At 59.1% G+C, this 16,586-nt stretch carries 17 protein-coding genes; 3 read left to right on the forward strand and 14 right to left on the reverse strand.

Annotated features, from left to right (window positions below; genetic code table 11):
* The first annotated feature begins 2 nt into the window (after positions 1–2).
* Positions 3–1,034 (forward strand): HDOD domain-containing protein, encoded by a 1,032-nt coding sequence (locus BG841_RS02815; RefSeq protein WP_070056268.1) that lies wholly within the window; start codon positions 3–5, stop codon positions 1,032–1,034.
* Here the strand turns inward: BG841_RS02815 and BG841_RS02820 are convergent.
* Complete coding sequence (locus BG841_RS02820) at positions 1,018–3,228, reverse strand: heavy metal translocating P-type ATPase (RefSeq protein ID WP_070056269.1); 2,211 nt, start codon at positions 3,226–3,228, stop codon at positions 1,018–1,020. The two genes, BG841_RS02815 and BG841_RS02820, sit on opposite strands and share 17 nt — an antisense overlap.
* Before the next feature lie 101 nt (positions 3,229–3,329).
* Between BG841_RS02820 and cadR the strand changes: the two genes are divergently transcribed.
* Complete coding sequence (gene cadR / locus BG841_RS02825) at positions 3,330–3,821, forward strand: Cd(II)/Pb(II)-responsive transcriptional regulator (protein WP_070056270.1); 492 nt, start codon at positions 3,330–3,332, stop codon at positions 3,819–3,821.
* Here the strand turns inward: cadR and BG841_RS02830 are convergent.
* From BG841_RS02830 to BG841_RS02865, 8 genes are all read right to left on the reverse strand, one after another.
* Entirely contained in the window at positions 3,794–5,122 is a 1,329-nt protein-coding gene (locus tag BG841_RS02830; RefSeq protein WP_070056271.1) for a YihY/virulence factor BrkB family protein, read from the reverse strand. The two genes, cadR and BG841_RS02830, sit on opposite strands and share 28 nt — an antisense overlap.
* Before the next feature lie 129 nt (positions 5,123–5,251).
* The gene (locus tag BG841_RS02835; protein WP_070056272.1) at positions 5,252–5,509 is read right to left on the reverse strand and encodes a DUF4282 domain-containing protein; all 258 of its coding nucleotides are present in this window, start codon (positions 5,507–5,509) and stop codon (positions 5,252–5,254) included.
* 49 nt (positions 5,510–5,558) lie between these two features.
* Positions 5,559–6,821: a CsgG/HfaB family protein gene (locus BG841_RS02840; protein ID WP_158007589.1), complete on the reverse strand. Its 1,263-nt coding sequence runs from the start codon at positions 6,819–6,821 to the stop codon at positions 5,559–5,561.
* Positions 6,821–8,236, reverse strand: coding sequence for a DUF6844 domain-containing protein (locus BG841_RS02845; protein WP_141737050.1), 1,416 nt, complete (start codon positions 8,234–8,236; stop codon positions 6,821–6,823). Before BG841_RS02845 ends, BG841_RS02840 begins: the two co-directional genes overlap by 1 nt.
* Positions 8,237–8,256: 20 nt before the next feature.
* Positions 8,257–8,859, reverse strand: a complete 603-nt coding sequence (gene lpoB, locus BG841_RS02850) for a penicillin-binding protein activator LpoB (protein WP_070056275.1) — start codon at positions 8,857–8,859, stop codon at positions 8,257–8,259.
* Positions 8,860–8,871: 12 nt separating this feature from the next.
* Complete coding sequence (locus tag BG841_RS02855) at positions 8,872–9,267, reverse strand: YcfL family protein (protein WP_070056276.1); 396 nt, start codon at positions 9,265–9,267, stop codon at positions 8,872–8,874.
* A 19-nt stretch (positions 9,268–9,286) separates the two neighbouring features.
* Positions 9,287–10,804: a COG3014 family protein gene (locus BG841_RS02860; RefSeq protein ID WP_070056277.1), complete on the reverse strand. Its 1,518-nt coding sequence runs from the start codon at positions 10,802–10,804 to the stop codon at positions 9,287–9,289.
* Between the two features lie 209 nt (positions 10,805–11,013).
* Complete coding sequence (locus BG841_RS02865; RefSeq protein ID WP_070056278.1) at positions 11,014–11,973, reverse strand: D-2-hydroxyacid dehydrogenase; 960 nt, start codon at positions 11,971–11,973, stop codon at positions 11,014–11,016.
* A gap of 74 nt (positions 11,974–12,047) precedes the next feature.
* Between BG841_RS02865 and tmpT the strand changes: the two genes are divergently transcribed.
* A complete protein-coding gene (tmpT, locus tag BG841_RS02870) occupies positions 12,048–12,707 on the forward strand; it encodes a thiopurine S-methyltransferase (RefSeq protein WP_070056279.1) in 660 nt (219 codons plus the stop codon).
* A 13-nt stretch (positions 12,708–12,720) separates the two neighbouring features.
* Here tmpT and BG841_RS02875 read toward each other — a convergent pair whose 3' ends face one another.
* The 5 genes from BG841_RS02875 to BG841_RS02890 are packed head-to-tail and all read right to left on the reverse strand — an operon-like array spanning position 12,721 to position 16,430.
* Positions 12,721–13,458, reverse strand: a complete 738-nt coding sequence (locus BG841_RS02875) for an ABC transporter permease (protein ID WP_070056280.1) — start codon at positions 13,456–13,458, stop codon at positions 12,721–12,723.
* The gene (locus BG841_RS17265) at positions 13,455–13,976 is read right to left on the reverse strand and encodes a CBS domain-containing protein (RefSeq protein WP_228141745.1); all 522 of its coding nucleotides are present in this window, start codon (positions 13,974–13,976) and stop codon (positions 13,455–13,457) included. Before BG841_RS17265 ends, BG841_RS02875 begins: the two co-directional genes overlap by 4 nt.
* Entirely contained in the window at positions 13,891–14,406 is a 516-nt protein-coding gene (locus BG841_RS17270) for an ATP-binding cassette domain-containing protein (protein ID WP_228141577.1), read from the reverse strand. The genes BG841_RS17265 and BG841_RS17270 overlap by 86 nt, the downstream gene beginning before the upstream one ends.
* Positions 14,403–15,593 (reverse strand): ABC transporter permease, encoded by a 1,191-nt coding sequence (locus BG841_RS02885; protein ID WP_228141578.1) that lies wholly within the window; start codon positions 15,591–15,593, stop codon positions 14,403–14,405. Before BG841_RS02885 ends, BG841_RS17270 begins: the two co-directional genes overlap by 4 nt.
* Positions 15,594–15,596: 3 nt before the next feature.
* Positions 15,597–16,430: an ABC transporter substrate-binding protein gene (locus BG841_RS02890; RefSeq protein ID WP_322853352.1), complete on the reverse strand. Its 834-nt coding sequence runs from the start codon at positions 16,428–16,430 to the stop codon at positions 15,597–15,599.
* Between the last annotated feature and the right edge of the window lie 156 nt (positions 16,431–16,586).

The following is a 16,586-nucleotide window of genomic DNA, read 5'->3' on the forward strand; positions in this document are numbered from 1 at the left end:
GCATGGCTGGCTTTTTATCCTGGGTTTCACGCCCGTTCCGATCCCGTTCGCCGGCCCCCGGGCCTGCCGCCGTGCAGGTGTCACCGCAGCCTCCGGCCCAACAGGGCGCGCAGCCGGACGCGGGCAACCCGGACGATTACGACAAACTGGATCGCCATTTGTACTGCTGGCTGCTCGATACCACGCCCTCTCATCTGGAAAAAACCAGCCCGCACACGGCAGCGATCGTCGCCACCCTGCGCCAGAACATCCGAGACGGCAAACTCGACGAGCTGCCCCGCCAGCCCCTGACCCTGCCCCGGGTGCTCCGCGCGCTGTCAGACCCGAACGGCGACCGCAATGAATTGGCCAGCATCATTCTGGATGATCCGGCACTGACCGACCAATTGTTACAGATTGCCAACAGCCCGTTTTTCCGCCCCGGTGAACAGGAAATTGAATCGGTGGATCAGGCCATCTTCGTGCTTGGTCTGAACGGTATCCGGAATGTGGTCTCCGCTGCGGTGATGCGTCCCATGCTGAGCGCCCGTTACAGCCGCGAAGCGGTGTTCTCCCAGCGGGTATGGCGGTGGGGGCTGACCTGTGCACGGGCGGCCGAACTGATTGCCCGAGAACAACATCAGGATACCAGTGCTGCGTTTATGGTGGGGCTGTTGCCAGCGCTGGCCTGCCTTACCCTGCACCGGGAAGTGCACCGGCTCATGACCCGTTACACGGAGGACCGCAAAGCCACTCCGGCCATGGTGCGCGCAGTGCTTGAAACGTTGATGTGGCCCCTCACGCAGCAGCTGGCGATAGAGTGGAACCTGCCTGTCCGCTACCGATCGCTGTTGGAGGCGGCCATGGTGGCGCGTGCCACACAAACCCACACCCCGCTGGCGGACGGGCTGGTGCTGGGCTCCCGGGAAGTGTTGCGCCATGCCCACCAACGCAATCTGCCCGAAGAAAATCTGGTCGCGCTGCTGGCCCTGGACCAACCCGGGTTTGCCAGAGTGAGGGAGGCCCTCAGTCTGACGCTCAAGCGCGGCGGCTGAGCCGGGACCGCAACAGCCGCAGGCCGTTGGCAACCACCAGCAGGCTGGCCCCCACATCGGCAAATACCGCCATCCACATGGTGGCAAGCCCGAACACCGTCAGCACCAGAAACACCCCCTTGATGCCCAGCGCCAGGGCGATGTTCTGCACCAGCAGGGTGCGGGTGCGGCGGGACAGTCTGACAAACCAGGCCACCTTGCGCAGATCATCGTCCATCAGCGCCACATCGGCAGTGTCGATGGCCGTGTCCGAGCCCAGAGCCCCCATAGCAATGCCAATGTGAGCCTGCGCCAGCGCCGGGGCGTCGTTGATACCGTCCCCCACCATGCCCACCAGGCCCTGCTGCTCAAGTGTCTGTATCGCCGCGAGCTTGTCGTCGGGTAATTGATTGCCAAGGGCTTTATCAATGCCCACCTGGGCCGCTATGGCGTTCGCGGTCCGCTGGTTATCCCCCGTCAGCATAATGGTTTTAACCCCCAGCTCATGCAGCGCAGCGATCGCCTCGGCGCTGCTGGCCTTGACGGTGTCGGCAACTGAAAACAAAGCCAGCACTTGCTCGGCCCTGGCCAACATGACCGCGGTAAAGCCGCGCTCTTCCAGGGTCTCCAGACGCTGCGCCAGGCTGGGTGAACACACCCCCATGGTTTCCATCAGGCGACAATTGCCGAGGACGTAATAGATCCCATCAATCTCACCGCCAACCCCCATGCCCGCCAGCGCGGTGAAATTTTCCACCGGCATTCCCCCCCGTGCATGGGGCTCGGCCTCCCGGGCAATGGCTCCGGATACCGGATGATCCGAGCGCACCGCAAGACTGTAGGCCAGCCGTCGACAGGTGTCCGCATCGGCACCGTCGCCGCAGAGTTCGAACCCGGTCTGTACCGGTTCGCCCCGGGTGAGGGTGCCGGTTTTATCCAACGCCAGCCAGGCCAGTTTGTAGCCCTCTTCCAGAAAGACACCGCCCTTGACCAGGACGCCGTGGCGTGCCGCCGCCGCCAACCCACTGACGATGGTGACCGGTGTCGAAAGCACCAAGGCACAGGGGCAGGCGATCACCAGCAACACCAGCGCCCGGTAGACCCAGTCAAGCCAGAGTCCGCCGCTCACCAGTGGCGGAACGACCGCAACAACCAGCGCCAATGCAAACACCAGAGGCGTGTACACGGCGGCAAACCGGTCCACAAACCGCTGGGTTCGGGCTTTGCTGCCCTGCGCCTGTTCCACTGCATGAATAATGCGCGCAAGGGTGGTGTCCGCCGCCACCCGGGTGACCCGGTATTCAAAGGAACCGGCGCCATTGATGGTGCCGGCGAACACCGCATCGCCTGCAGACTTCTCCACCGGCAGGCTCTCACCGGTTATCGGGGCCTGATTGATCGTGGACTGCCCCCGCACCAGTTCGCCGTCCAGCGCAATGCGCTCCCCCGGTCGGACCCGGGCGACGCTGCCCGGCTCTACCGTCTGCGGGTCCCTCACCTGCCAGGAACCGTCCGGCTGGCGCACCGTCACCTGCGCGGGCGCCAGACTCATCAGCCCGCTGATGGCGTTTCGGGCGCGGTCCAGAGAGCGGGCTTCAATCGTTTCGGCCACATTGAACAGCACCATTACCATGGCCGCTTCCGGCCACTGACCAATAATAAAGGCACCGGTAACCGCCACACTCATCAACGCATTGATATTGAGATTCCCCTGGCGAACCGCCACCCAGCCTTTGCGATAGGTCGACACGCCGCTGCCGGCCACCGCCGCCAACGCCAGCAACGCCGCCAGCCAGGCCGACCAACCCACCCAACCGGCCACCTCCGACAGCAGCGCCAGCGCCCCCGCCAGAGCCAGCGGCCACCAGGGAGCGGCCTGTTGCGGCAAGTCTGCAAACGGGCTTCCCTCCTGATTCAGTTCCGGTTCGAAGCCGAGCCCCCGGATTGCTGCGGTAATTTGCGCCAGGGCGCCAACGGTGTGTTCCACGGTCAACAACCGTTGCACCAGATTGAATTCCAGACTGATAACGCCGGACAGGCTGCCCAGGCGCTTGCGGATCATGGCTTCTTCGGTGGGGCAGTCCATTTGGCGGATGCGGATCGAGGTGCGCACGCCCTGCTCCTCAGCCCCGGTGCCCGTCAGGTCTGCAGTCGGTGCCGCCTCAGTAGCGCTGCGTGCCATACTGTGGGTCGGTCCGGGCTGGCCATCGCTCATAGTACACCTCGTGTTTTCGTTCTATGCTGATCATTAGACACCCTGAAGCCACTTCAGGGTCAAGGCGGGATCGCCTCTGACGGAACCGACCGGAGAACGCAATGAGAATCGGGGCACTGGCAAAACAGGTAGGTATTACCGTAGAGACCATTCGCTATTATGAACAGGCGGGACTGTTGCACCGGCCGGCGCGCGACCCGTCCAACAATTACCGGTTGTACGACCCGGGCCACCTTGAGCGCCTTCAGTTTATCCGGCGCTGCCGGATCCTGGCGATGACCCATGCTGAAATTCAGGCCCTGCTGCGGGCTCGCACCCAACCCGACCATAGCTGCGACACCATCAACGAGCTGATTGATGAGCATTTGCAGCATGTACAAACACGCATCGCTGAATTACAGGCTCTGGAACGGGAGCTCAGCACCCTCCGGCAACAGTGCGGGGCGTCTCGCCCCGCCCGTGAATGCGGCATTCTGCGCGAACTGGACAATCCGGAAAACCTGGACCTGGGCGCAACGGCAAGCGCCGGCCCTGGAGCGGGATGCCACCCCGAGGTGCATCCGCCTTATCCAGAGGTGGACGACCGCGCTTGAAGTGCACAGGTTTCTCCCTGCGCGTCCAACAGTTGCGCCAGACTATGGTCAGCGCCGGGTGTGACCGCGTGGGTCAGTTCTCTGGGCAGTTCCTGCGGCAGGCGGTGAACCATGCCGTCTTCGTCGTGGCGCACTGCGGCCAGCACGTCGCTCACCGTGATGTGTTCAAGGGACCGCCCCGGCACCAGCTGATCTCCTTCTTCACCCGCCAGTTTCAGCAAGCGGGCGCGGATCAGCTTGTCACTGATCTGACGGGATACGTCGCCCGGAATCCGCAACTCATGCTCCAGCTGCTCTTGCTGGGGGGCGTCCCGGCCCTCATGAAACGGTTTGCCCACCAGCCACATGATGGCAACCGCCACCCGCTCCTGCAGCTCCGGGGCAACCCGCGGGTGTTCCCGCTTGATGACCGAACCGGGGTGCTGCAGGTAAAAGGTCAGACTGGAACCCAGCAATAGGATCATCCAGTTCAGATACACCCAGATAAGCAGGATTATGCCGATTGCAAAACTGGAATAGATTGCGGTGTATTTGGCTGAGCCGGCTACGAAGGAGGCGAACAACATGCCCGCCGCCTGCCAGGAAATGCCGGCGATGAGACCGCCGATCAGCGCGTAGCGGAATTTCACCCGGGTGTTGGGCATGAAGATATAGACAAAGGTAAATGCCCCCACCACCAGCAAAAACGGGGTCAGCCGGCTGACAATCAGTATCAGGGTGCCAAACGGCTCGATGGTCATCAGCTCCTGCATCAGGGCCGACGAAAATATGGTCGCGGTAATCCCGATGGCGGACACCATCAGCAAGGGCCCCACCATGATGACGCTGAGGTAATTACTGAACCGCTGGGCCACTGAGCGGGAATGGGGCGCTCGCCAGATCATATTGAACGAGCGCTCGATCTTCTGCACCAGCGAGATCACGGTATACACCAGCAAGGCCAGTCCGACCGAACCGAGTACTCCCACCTTCATGTTATCGACAAAACCCAGAATCTGCTCGGCCACCTGTATACCTTGCGGCCCCAGGGGTTCAAAGAACTGGTACAGAAAAGGCTCCATGCGTTCATGCACACCCAGCGCCTTGAGCACCGAAAAGCTCAGCGCCAGCAGGGGCACAATACTCAACAGCGTGGTGTACACCAGACTCATGGCGTGCAGGGTCAGATTACCGCTGAGCACGTCCCGCACCAACGCGTACACCGTACGTGCCGACCGATACAGCAATTTCCAGGGGTGGTGCCGGGGAGGGTTGGGGTTGGCAAGGATCCAGTTCTCTGCTGCCTTCAGACGATCTTGCATCAACAAAAAATCACCTTTGCGCCATTTTCCTTTCGCAAGGAAAACCCTTAAGTGAATCGGTTTTCGGCAAGTATGGCTTAAACAGACAGGGAGAGGAAAGCTGGCGGGAGAGTTCCCGCCTCTAGAGGGTCAGCCTTTGTCGGCCAGTTTGCGAAGATTATCATGGATTTTGAACATCACGATAAGCAGTTCGCACCACACCCGGGCACCGACGGCAGCACCCGCAATGGTAAGCAGCCCAAGGAAAAAATTACCTGCTGTTAAGCCTCGGTAGTCACTGAACATCACGCCGACACCCGCTACCACGGCTCCTAACAGCATCAGCCAGTATACGAATGTGATGATTTTTGGGGTCAGCATTGAATCGAATGCAAAGATTGATCTCACTTTTATTCCTTTTCAGTTTTGATATGACGGTGGCTTCAATACTTATTTTTCAGCAAGGATCCATAGGCAAGCACGTGCGCTTGCGCGTCCCGCGGACTGCATCAGCGGCGCTCTCGGCCCTCTGTGGCCGAGCACTGCGACGTACGACATGCCCCGTTCCCTTCACACGGCCATCAACAACGATCGCGTAGCTCATCTTATCGGTACTGCGGTTAATCTTTATGCTGGCAACGCGTTGTTCCTGGCGTCCCAGGGCTGAGCCCGTATGGCTGTTGCGAACGGCGCTTCCAAGCGCAAACACTTCCCAGACTTCGCCGGGGGACAGCAAGTTGCCCCCCATATTGATGACCAGCTCGTCGCCTTCCTGCTTTTCTACCAGTGGCGGCCAGACGGCATCAACAACCCGCAATGCCACTTCACGACCGATTTGATCAAATGCAGCCTGCGCAGAATGGCTGTCACCAGTCAGCTCCAACCCCAGGCTGGCCGCATTGGCATTAAGCGTCTGACTCCAGACAATACTGCCCGTAGCGGGCACGACAACGCGCAGCTCCAGCGCCGCTGATCCGGTACTGCGGCGAGTTGTTTCACCCGTCAGCCTGCTGGTTTGCGCCTCGGAGCCAAGGGATAGTTCCGTCACTCTCGCGGTCACCAGGTACTCAGCTCCAAGCACATTACCCAGCATCGCTTTTTCGGCGACCGGAACATCCCTGCCCGTCATTCGCTGCCGCTCCGCAACCATGGCAGACTCGCCATCCCGGGCCAGCATGGCAAACCGGCGCGAACGGGTAAGCGCGTCGGAAATCGCGTGAGTCATGCGTTGCGACACTTCATCAGCTGAAAACCCCTGGCCGTCAACCGAATAGCGATGACGCGCGGTTTCAACGGGGTAGACAGCCATTCGCCAACGGTTGTCCTGCGCAGACGAGCCCGGAACCGTGTACACCGGAATATCCACCTTCAACCTGGCGAGCTTGCCGCCGCCCGCTGCATTGGTAACCGATACGATACGGTACCCCGAGATCAGGCCACTCGAACTGACGCGAGTACTACTTTGCTGGGCAGATGACATGGTCGTGGTTGACTCGCGACCATCTTCGGTGCGAGTGCTCATTCGCTTGAGCGCGCTCTGCACCTGGCGACTGGCGCTGATCTGCGCACCACGGACCTGACGCACAGCCTCGCCCAGTGCGTTGTAAATCGCCTGTTCGCGATCGACACCGGTAGCCTCAGCTGACACCGTTCTGATGTCCGTCGCCGCTGGCGCGGCAACAGACATCAGAACGAGTACAACAAACAACAGCGTTCTCATTACCATGATCCAAACGAACCGGTACTGCGGGTGGTACGAGGGGTTGCAGGTTGGGCATTACCCCCGGCCTTGGCTGCTGGCTCCACTGCTGCCTTCCTGTCCAGCCCCTGCGCTTTTGCAGACGTTTGCGGTGACCAGTACTTCACATAGCCAAGGTACGGGTGCCCGGTCGCGGGGTCGACCGCATTCCACTCAGCAATGGTTTGAATTCCCTGAAGCTGGGCATTTGCCTCCGATCTCAAAATATCATTCACCATCCGGCCAATGCCACGAGTGGTTTTGATCTCAACGCTACCGTCACCGCGGGTTTCTTTCACTTTCTGATTCAGTTTTCGTTTGGTCACGGCTTTTTCGCCCTGCACCGTCATCGAGGCAAATTGCGCCAACCAACCATCCGCCATCAACTGTGCAGCTGTGCGTGAAGCTTCCATCTCGATGGCGATATCAAATTCATCCATGGTGCCTCGAACCAGCTGAGGCCCCGACATACCGAAGGACAATAGACCATAACGCCCTTGAGCATCGACCATTGGCTGAGCGCCAAAGTAGCCAAGCATCGGCTCACCTTCTCTCACTTGTGGTCTGAGTCGCGCTTTTATATCTTCAACCGGAATGGCCTGCCCGGGCGCCACTTGCCCGGTTCTTAACTGGCGTCCAAACTCACTGAAACGGTCAGCCTTAACCACCACTACGCTGACACGGCCATTGTTGACCGGACCGTCACCACCGACTTCCTCAATCACGCCGAAAATACCGACACCTGACAACTGCCCCATTGCCTGCCAAGTGGTCTCTGTAACGAACTCGTCGTAAACCAGGTTCTTGCGTTCTGCCACGGTCATTTTTGGTAAACCTGATGGATCGACGCCAAGCTGTTCCAGCAGGGCGTTCATGCCCTGTACCGTCAATTCGGCAGCACGTCCAGCTACCGCTTTACCAAGCGCGTCTAGGCTGGTGGTGTCTTTGACATCTTCTGGCAGACCATTCTGGAAGAGCTTATCTGCCATGGCCACACCAACTCGAACAGAGTCCTGGGATACCAGCTCACCCATGGCCTGTAAAAAAGCTTCCTCAGTTGCAAGTATGCGGGCTTCACTGAACGCAATACTTGTAGGGTCTGCGCTGATAGCCTGACTGGCCACCACCAAGGTGCCACCACCGGGGTTGTTTTTGGACTGACCTCGTGACCAGCCTCTGGCATCCAGATACTCATCAATAACAGTGCTGCCAGCATCAACTTCCGTCACCGCCATGAAAGGGGATGGCGGTGTTTTACGGGCGTCTTTTTCAGCAGCCTGAATCTCAGCGGACACGTCCTCCTGAGCGGGTGTACCTTCTTGTGCACCAACTTGCAGTGGAGCAGCCGAAACAGCGCCAGCAACCAGCAGCGACAACAGAGATTTACGAAGTTCCATGTTATGTGGGCCTTATTGTCTTACCAGGAAACGGACTTGTTGGAGCCGCGCTTGATGATGGGGGTTTCGCCTTCCCAAAAAGCAAGCCCTGACGCCAGGTCGGTCAACGACAGCTGGATGTAGTACTCCACTTGCTGTTCTCTACCGACCTTGTGGTTACGTTGCAGAATCTTGCCTGACAGACTCAGGTCAGGTGCTTGCAACGTCCCTTTTTTCTGTACTCCAGATTGATCGAACTCCGCAGAGTTACGCAGCTCACGCGCGGCCATGTTCATTTCGTCTTCAGGACCATTCAGTCCGACCGCCGTCGTGGTGACCACTTTGCCGGAACGTAATAGCGCAACGCGGATTTTTTTGGTCAGCTGGTCGGTATCAATACGCTGCATGGTGTCATTGGTGATACGGCTTACTACCATGATGTAACGGCCACCGTTGGGATTGTGAACCGCACCACTACCCAACATGTCTTCAACAGCGTCGGTGGCCGCTTTTTCAAAGTCCCGGTAATCCATGGTCATGGCAACCGGCCCGTCATCCGCCGCCGGATCAATATAACGGGTTGGGGCTGCACAACCTGCAAGCAAAGCAAGCCCCAAAGAAAACACAAGCGCACGTTTCATCATTGGTTTGTTCCTTTAGTTAGGTTCGCGAAGGTGTAATTGGTAATCGGTCACCCTGCTATGAGGTGCCACGGCCTTGAAATAACGGGTCTGTCCGGTCAGCAAAGTTGCCCTGCGATAGGCTTCTCCCACCCCCTTCACGGTCATTCCGTTGGCATCAAACCAGGTAACTTTCCAGGCCAACTCGGCATCTGAGTGTGCCGCTACCGCAAACTGAATGTGCAGCAAACTCCCACCACCAGCCTGTGCTACCCGCTCTTCGAACAACTCAGCCACGGTCATGCTGTAGCTAACGTCTGGATCAACGTTCAGTTGCTGTCGCGCCGCCGATGAGCTTGTTTCCGGGGGAGTTGCGCATCCGACGAGGACGGCAACGACGCTAAGCAGACTCGCAATGAATAAGCGCTTCATTACACTTTCCTTTCGTTAGTTAGTGGACGCTGGACACTTGGGCTGGTGTGGATTGCAGTTCGGGCAGACTCACCAAGGTAGCGGGTCTATTGCCTTGCAAGTCCATAGTAACCACCGTTGCGGGTCCATGGGTTGTCGGACGCTTGACGTAAACGAGGGTGAACGGCTGCTGTGGAATATTAACACGCCCTAAAATGTCCCCTTGATGGTCGATCAGCGTTAACACACCGCTTTCTGGCCGGTTTACGCGCGCCGCTTGCCAATGATTGGGCATCGCCTGCCAGCCACGCAAATCCGCTTGAGTAGTAGCTAACGCGAATACAGAAGCCCCTAGTTGTCCGGCCAATCCAAACCGATCAGCAGCTTGATTCTGAATAACAGCTTTAACCACCGCCGACGAAACTGCGCGCGCCAGAACACCGGGGAAGCGCTCTTTCATTTCAGTGCGGATGACCGTTCCCATATCAGAGAGGTGTTCAGTTTGAATTGCCTCACCGGAATCACCGACAACCCCTATTGAACCGGGCACTGCTGGTCGCTCAGCGTATTTAGGTAGGGCAATGCCATAATAAGTCAGCTTTGATGTACCCTCATCATCAGCAAACAACAGCAGAGGGACCTCAAAGCGGGTTTCTTCCAGCACTGGCCCCAAGCCATTCTCATAGACGACCCAAACCTGGGGCTCAAGTTTGCCAGGGTTTTGCCGGCCGGAGGCCAACGCTGAGGCAAGTTTGGCATCGGCTTGCAAAACAGCGCTGGCGTTATTCATATCAGCTACGCGTTTCAGGGAAGTTGCAGCGCGCTCGTAGTCAGAACTGCCAGCGGCGTTTGCGATAAAGTAAATGCCATGGAGGTAGGTGCTGGATGGCACGATAAATTCAGGCAGGACGGACCAACCGGATGGCGTTTCATAGTTCTGAGCAACGGCCTCGTGCAAGCTTGCACTGTTCAGGTTGTCATTAACCAAAAAGGCATTACTTTCTTTGTCTTCAGCCTCTTTTTCTAAAGCGGCCTGCTGTTGCGCAATCTCATTCTGGAAATATTCCACGGCGCGCCGGGTGCGGTCATCCGCCCGGTTAAATTCGATGCGGGCGTACTCGTTATTCCCCGCGGCCAAAAACGCCAGACCTTTGTAGGTATTAACGAGTACGGCTTCAGACATTAACGCTTGATAATCGCGCTCTGAGTCATTCACCATTATTGCCAGTAAATTTTCTGCTGCGCTGCCGATAACTCCTGTGTTATCAAGGTACTTCATACCCTCTTCAGCCAGATCGAACGCTTGCGTTGACTCTTGATAACGCCCCGATAAACGATATAACTCGCCCTGATGCAAAAGATTAAGCAAATGCGCCTCAGAATCAATCGGCTGGCCTTCAGTTATATCAAAACCAACCGCACTCAAGGCAGAGTCATAGTCGCCTGTGGCGTAGGCTGAATTGAACAAATTCATCTGGTTACGATGCTGCGCGGCTGAACAGCCAGAAAGCAGAACGACAACCGATATAACCAGAAAAATACGATTAAGCAATTTCACTCGCGCACTCCCCGCAAAAATGATCGGTCCGGTAATTCCCTCACCACCAGTCCGCCAAACATTACCGACTAATTACAGGGAGTTAACGCTATCCTGAAAGCTCGCTAATTGGTAGGACGCAACCTTTTGATATTACATCATTTGACATTTTGCACGACAAAACTCTACAACTCTCCATTGCGGAAGGCCTTTACAATGTGAAATGCCGATCAATTGTTCCGGGTGTAAACCGTATCCCTGACGTTACGGAGGTTCCCAGCCGTAATCTCAATAATACGTTGACGCGCTTCCCGACTGGCCCAGGCGGAGTGCGGAGTGACGATCAGGTTGGGAAGATCACCCGCCAGCAAGGGGTTGCCATTGACCGGCGGTTCTTCGGTCAACACATCAAACCCGGCTCCACCCAGCTGGCCGGCACGCAGAGCGTCGGCCAGCGCCTGCTCATCCACCAGGCCACCACGGCTGGTGTTGATCAGCAGCGCATCCGCTTTCATCTGCGCCAGTTCGGGCGCGCCGATCAGATGGTGGGTGTCCGGGGTTAACAGGCAGTGCAGTGACAGCACATCCACCTGGGGCAAGAGGTCTGCCAGCGGGATCCGGGGGTATCCATCCACCGTGCCGGCGGGTTGCCCGGGCCTGGCTCCCAGAACAATGTTCATGCCAAAGGCGCGGGCACGCTCCGCCACCGCCTGGCCCAGATCACCGTAACCGACGATGCCCAGGGTGCGGCCTTCCAGCTCGACAATCGGATGGTGCATCAGGCAAAAATACGGGCTTTTGGCCCATACTCCGGTTTGCACATCGCGGTGATAATCCAGCAACCGGGTCGCCAGTGCCAGCATCAGCGCCATGGTATGCTGGGCAACGGTGCCGCGGCCGTAGCCGGCCACGTTCATCACCTGAATGCCGTGTTGTTGGGCGGCGTCCAGATCAATGTTATTGAGGCCAGTGGCCACCACCGCGATCACTTTCAGTTCCGGGCAGGCTTCAAAATGCTCCCGGGTCAGATTGACCTTATTGACGATCGCCGTGTCCATGCCCTGCAGGCGTGCGATAATGTCTGCAGGTTCGGTACCATCGTAACAGGTCAGATTATCGACCGCGCGACGGATGGGGCCAAGGTCCATCCCCTCCCCCAGAGACAGCGCGTCGAGAAAAGCCGCGTTCATAGAAATACTCCTGCTATTAAAACATTTATCGTAGTTTACACTTGATTGCATAGTAACCGGAGCAGACAAACATCATGGAACATGAATTCTGGCATAAGCGCTGGTCCAACAATCAGATCGGCTTTCATGAAGGCAGCGTCAACCAGTACCTGTATGACCACTGGCCAGAACTTTCCCGACAGGCCAATGAGACCGTGCTGGTGCCGCTGTGCGGCAAAGCCCACGACCTCTGGTGGCTGAACGACCGGGGTCACCCGGTCATTGGGGTGGAGCTGAGTGAAATCGCCTGCAAGGACTTTTTCACCGAGGCGGAAGAAAAGGCGACGGTCACCCCGGGTGAACCTTTTACCCGCTTTGTCCATGGCGACCTGCAATTGTGGTGCGGCGATTTTTTCCAGCTGGTCCCCGATGACCTGACCCACGTCAAACTGGTGTACGACCGGGCCGCACTGATTGCGCTGCCTGCGGAGATGCGCCGCACCTACGTTGACCATCTGACGGCGGTCATACCCGACGATGCGCGGATGCTGCTGGTAACCCTGGACTACAACAGTGACGAAATGCAGGGGCCGCCGTTTAACGTCACCGACGAAGAAGTTTTCGCCTTGTACGGTGACAATTATGCGGTGACCCGGATTCTGCGGCAGGACCTGCCGCCGGATAACCCGTTTGCAAAACGCAAAGGTCTGCTGCACGGTGCCACCGAAAGCGTGTTCCGCATTGACCGCAAATAACCCGCCGTAACACTCAGGCGCTGGCCGCACAGGGTGTGCTGCGGCTGGCCTGCCGCTCGAGGGCTTCAAACAGACTCTCCACCGTCAACGCCAGGAGCCCTACGAGGACGGCACCCTGCAGAACGTAGGCCGTGTTGCCGTTGACCAGCCCCGCCACAATGGGATCACCCAGGGTTCGGGCGCCAATGGTGGAGCCGATAGCCGCCGTGGCGATGTTGATGGTCACGGCGGTACGCACACCGGCCAGAATGACCCGCCGTGCCAGGGGCAGCTCAACCCGCAGCAACACCTGCCCCGGGCTCATGCCCATGGCCGTGGCGGCCTGGGTAATGGTGCGGTCAATGCCATCCAGGCCCGCCAGGGTGTTGCGCAGAATCGGCAACAAACCGAACAGGAACAGGGCCACCAGGGTTGGTCCGTCGCCAAACCCGATCGCGGGAACGGCCAGAGCCAGCACAGCCACCGGTGGAAAGGTCTGCCCGATGGAGGCCACCCGGCTGGCCAACGGCAAAAAGTCGCGGCCCCAGGGGCGGGTCACCGCAATGCCGGCCGCGATCGATACCGCGGCGGCCAGCAAACCTGACAGGAGTACCAGCGCAAGGTGGTTTTTCAGCAACAGCAACAGGCTCTCCCGCGGGTACACCAGCGCCGGCTTGCCCCAGGCGGCGAACACCGGTTCCATCAGCGGCAACCCGGTGGTAATCGCCAGTAACGCCGTCAGCCACAGGAACGGCGGCAGCCACAATTTCATCCGGCGGCGCCCTCCCGCACCTGATCCAGTGTCAATACGCCGGTCTGCTGACCGGCCTCATCCACCACCGGCAAGTGATCGGTTTTTTGCCACAGCATGAGCGACAACGCATGCCGCAACGAATCGGCTTCGCCGATGCTGACCGCACCAACGTCGGGCTGGCAGGGCACCTCGAGGTAACTCATCACGTCAACCACCCCTTTCAGGGCAGCGACTTTCAAGCCACGCTCCTGACTGCCGAACAGGTTTTCGACGAATTCGGAGGCGGGCTGGCGGAGGATGTTTTCGGGGGTGTCGTGCTGAACGATGCGGCCGGCGTCCATCACCGCAATGCGATCGGCGAGTTTCATGGCCTCGTCGATATCGTGGGTCACAAACACCGTGGTCTTGCGGATTTGGCGCTGCAACTTCAGCATTTCTTTTTGCAGGCTCTCACGGGTAATGGCATCCAGTGCGCCGAACGGCTCGTCCATCAGCAGGATGTTGGGATCGGCCGCCAGCGCCCGGGCCACCCCCACCCGCTGGGCCTGTCCCCCCCGACAACTGATGGGGGTATTTGCCGGCAAACTCTGCTGCTTCCATGCCCAGCAGCGCCAGCAGTTCGTGCACCCGTTGCTGAGTCCGCGCTGTTTCCCACCCCAACAACCGGGGCACCAGACCGATATTGCGCGCCACCGTCCAGTGGGGAAACAAGCCGGTACCCTGAATGACGTACCCCATATTCAGGCGCAGCTGGCGCACATCGAAACTGTCCACACTCTGGTTATCGATCAGTATTTCCCCGGCACTGCGGGGCAGCAACCGGTTGATCATTTTCAGCGTGGTGGACTTGCCGCCGCCGGAACTGCCCACCAGCACGCAGGTTTCACCGGTTTCTATGGTCAGGCCAACGCGATCGACCGCGATTTTGTCACCAAACTGACAGGAGACGTTTTTCAGCTCGATCATTGCGACATCCCCGCAACTCCAACATCTCCGGCCGGCGAAAGCAGTTTTCCCATAACCGTGAACAAGGCGTCCGCAAACAACGCCAGAACAATGGTGGGCAAGGCCCCCAGTAGTACAAGATCCATAGCTGCCTGCCCAAGGCCCTGAAAAATGAAAGTACCAAAGCCGCCAGCCCCCACCAGCGCAGCCACAGCGGTCAACCCGATGGCCTGGATGGTGGTGACCCGCACTCCCTCGATGATAACCGGCATGGCCAGCGGCAGACGCACTTGCAGCAGCATCTGGCGCGGGCTCATGCCCATGCCCGCACCGGCCTCCAGCAGCTCGTCCGCCACGCTGGTCAGCGCCACAAACGTGTTGCGCAGCATGGGCAACAGACTGTACGCCACCAGCGCGATCATGGCCGGCGCCCAGCCGATCCCGCGAATACCCAACTCCTGCAACCACGGAAACGTCGACGACAGCAGGCTCAGAGGGGCAATTAGCAATCCGAACAGCGCCAGACTGGGAATGGTTTGCAGAAAGCTCACCACACCGAACACCGGCCGCTGCCAGGAACTGCGACGCATGACCAGTAATGCCAGCCCGATGGCAACCACCAAGCTGATGAGCACCGCGCCCAGCGACAACATCAGGTGATGACGCAAGGCCGTCACGAACTGCTCTGGCCGGACCCGATACTCCTGCACCAGCGACAACGCGTGCAAATCATACTGGCTGGCCCCATAGGCCCAACCGCAAAGGATACCAGCCACCGCCAGCAGCCGCCCGATTCTGGCCCGGGGCAGTTGGCGAAGGGTTTCGGAGAGCATCAGTCCCAGCAAAAACAGCAGCGCCCACACCCCGGGCCCCACACCTATGCGGGCGTAGGCGTTAGTGTGATCGAGATGGCGGGTAATGAACACATGCAACAGCAGGGGCACCGCGGCCAGGGCCCCGGTGAGCACCCCGCTCAGCCACCCATGGCGCCCGCGAAAATTGAGCAGGGCCATGCCCAGCAGCACCAGCAACACCGCGGTCGTCGCCAGACTGGCCTTGGCCCCCAGACCCTCCCAGGCGCCCACGGCGGTGCCGGGGACGATACGGTTCGGCTGCACGCTGCCAAAGTGCAGGGTCCAGAATAACCCGATTGCCAGTAGGCTCAGTCCCGCAACGACCCGATTGACTGCAATCCGTCGGAGCCGCAACGGTCAGCTCCCTGCCAGGGAATCCAAAAAGTCGCGCACCACGGCCTCGGGCGGCAAACCTTCGACCGCGACCGCGCCGTTCAGTTTCTGCAGGGTTTCCAGATCCAGCACCTGGAACACCGGTTTGAGAATCTCCCGGATGTTCGGATAAGCCGCCAGCACCTCTTCACGGATAATCGGCGCGGGCTGGTACACCGGCTGTACGCCCTTGGTGTCGGTCAGCACTTTCAATCCCAGCGCGCTCAGTCCGCCGTCGGTGCCGTAGGTCATGGCGCCATTGACATCGTTGTTGTTCAGGGCCGCAGCGCGCATGGTCGCAGCGGTGTTGCCGCCGGACAGCACCAACCGCTGTTCGGGTTTCAACTCAAACCCGTAGGCCTCCTGAAACGCAGGCAAGGCGCTCGGGGATTCGACAAACTCAGCACTGGCGGCAAACTTGAATGCGCCTCCTTCATTAATGTAGGTCGCCAGGTCTTCCAGCGTCGACAAGCCTTGGGCCTCGGCCAGATCGGCTCGCACGCTCATGGCCCAGGTGTTGTTGGCGTCGGCGGGGGTCAGCCACACAATCCGGTGCGCCTTCAGATCCAGATCACTGGCAGTGGCGTAAGCTTTAACCGCATCGTTCCAGACCGGACTATCGGCCTGGTCGTGAAAGAACGCTGCATTGCCGGTGTACTCGGGGTAAATGTCGATCTCACCGGCCTTGATGGCGTTGCGGACAATGCTGGTGCCGCCCAGCTGAATGCGGTTCTCCACCGGGATCCCGGCACGCTCCAGCGACTGCAGAATCACCTGCCCGAGCACCGCCCCTTCCGTGTCGATTTTTGACGAAACCACAACCGGCTCTGTCGCCATTGCCGTGGTAACGGCGGACGTACACAGCGCCAAAACCGCCACGGTTGACGTAATGACAGAGGTTAGCGCGCGAATTTTTCGCTTGATGGATGCCACGTTGGTGCCCTTTTTCGTCGAGTGTTCATCGTTGTTTCGCGT

Source organism: Marinobacter sp. X15-166B, from assembly GCF_001752365.1.
Lineage (GTDB): Bacteria > Pseudomonadota > Gammaproteobacteria > Pseudomonadales > Oleiphilaceae > Marinobacter.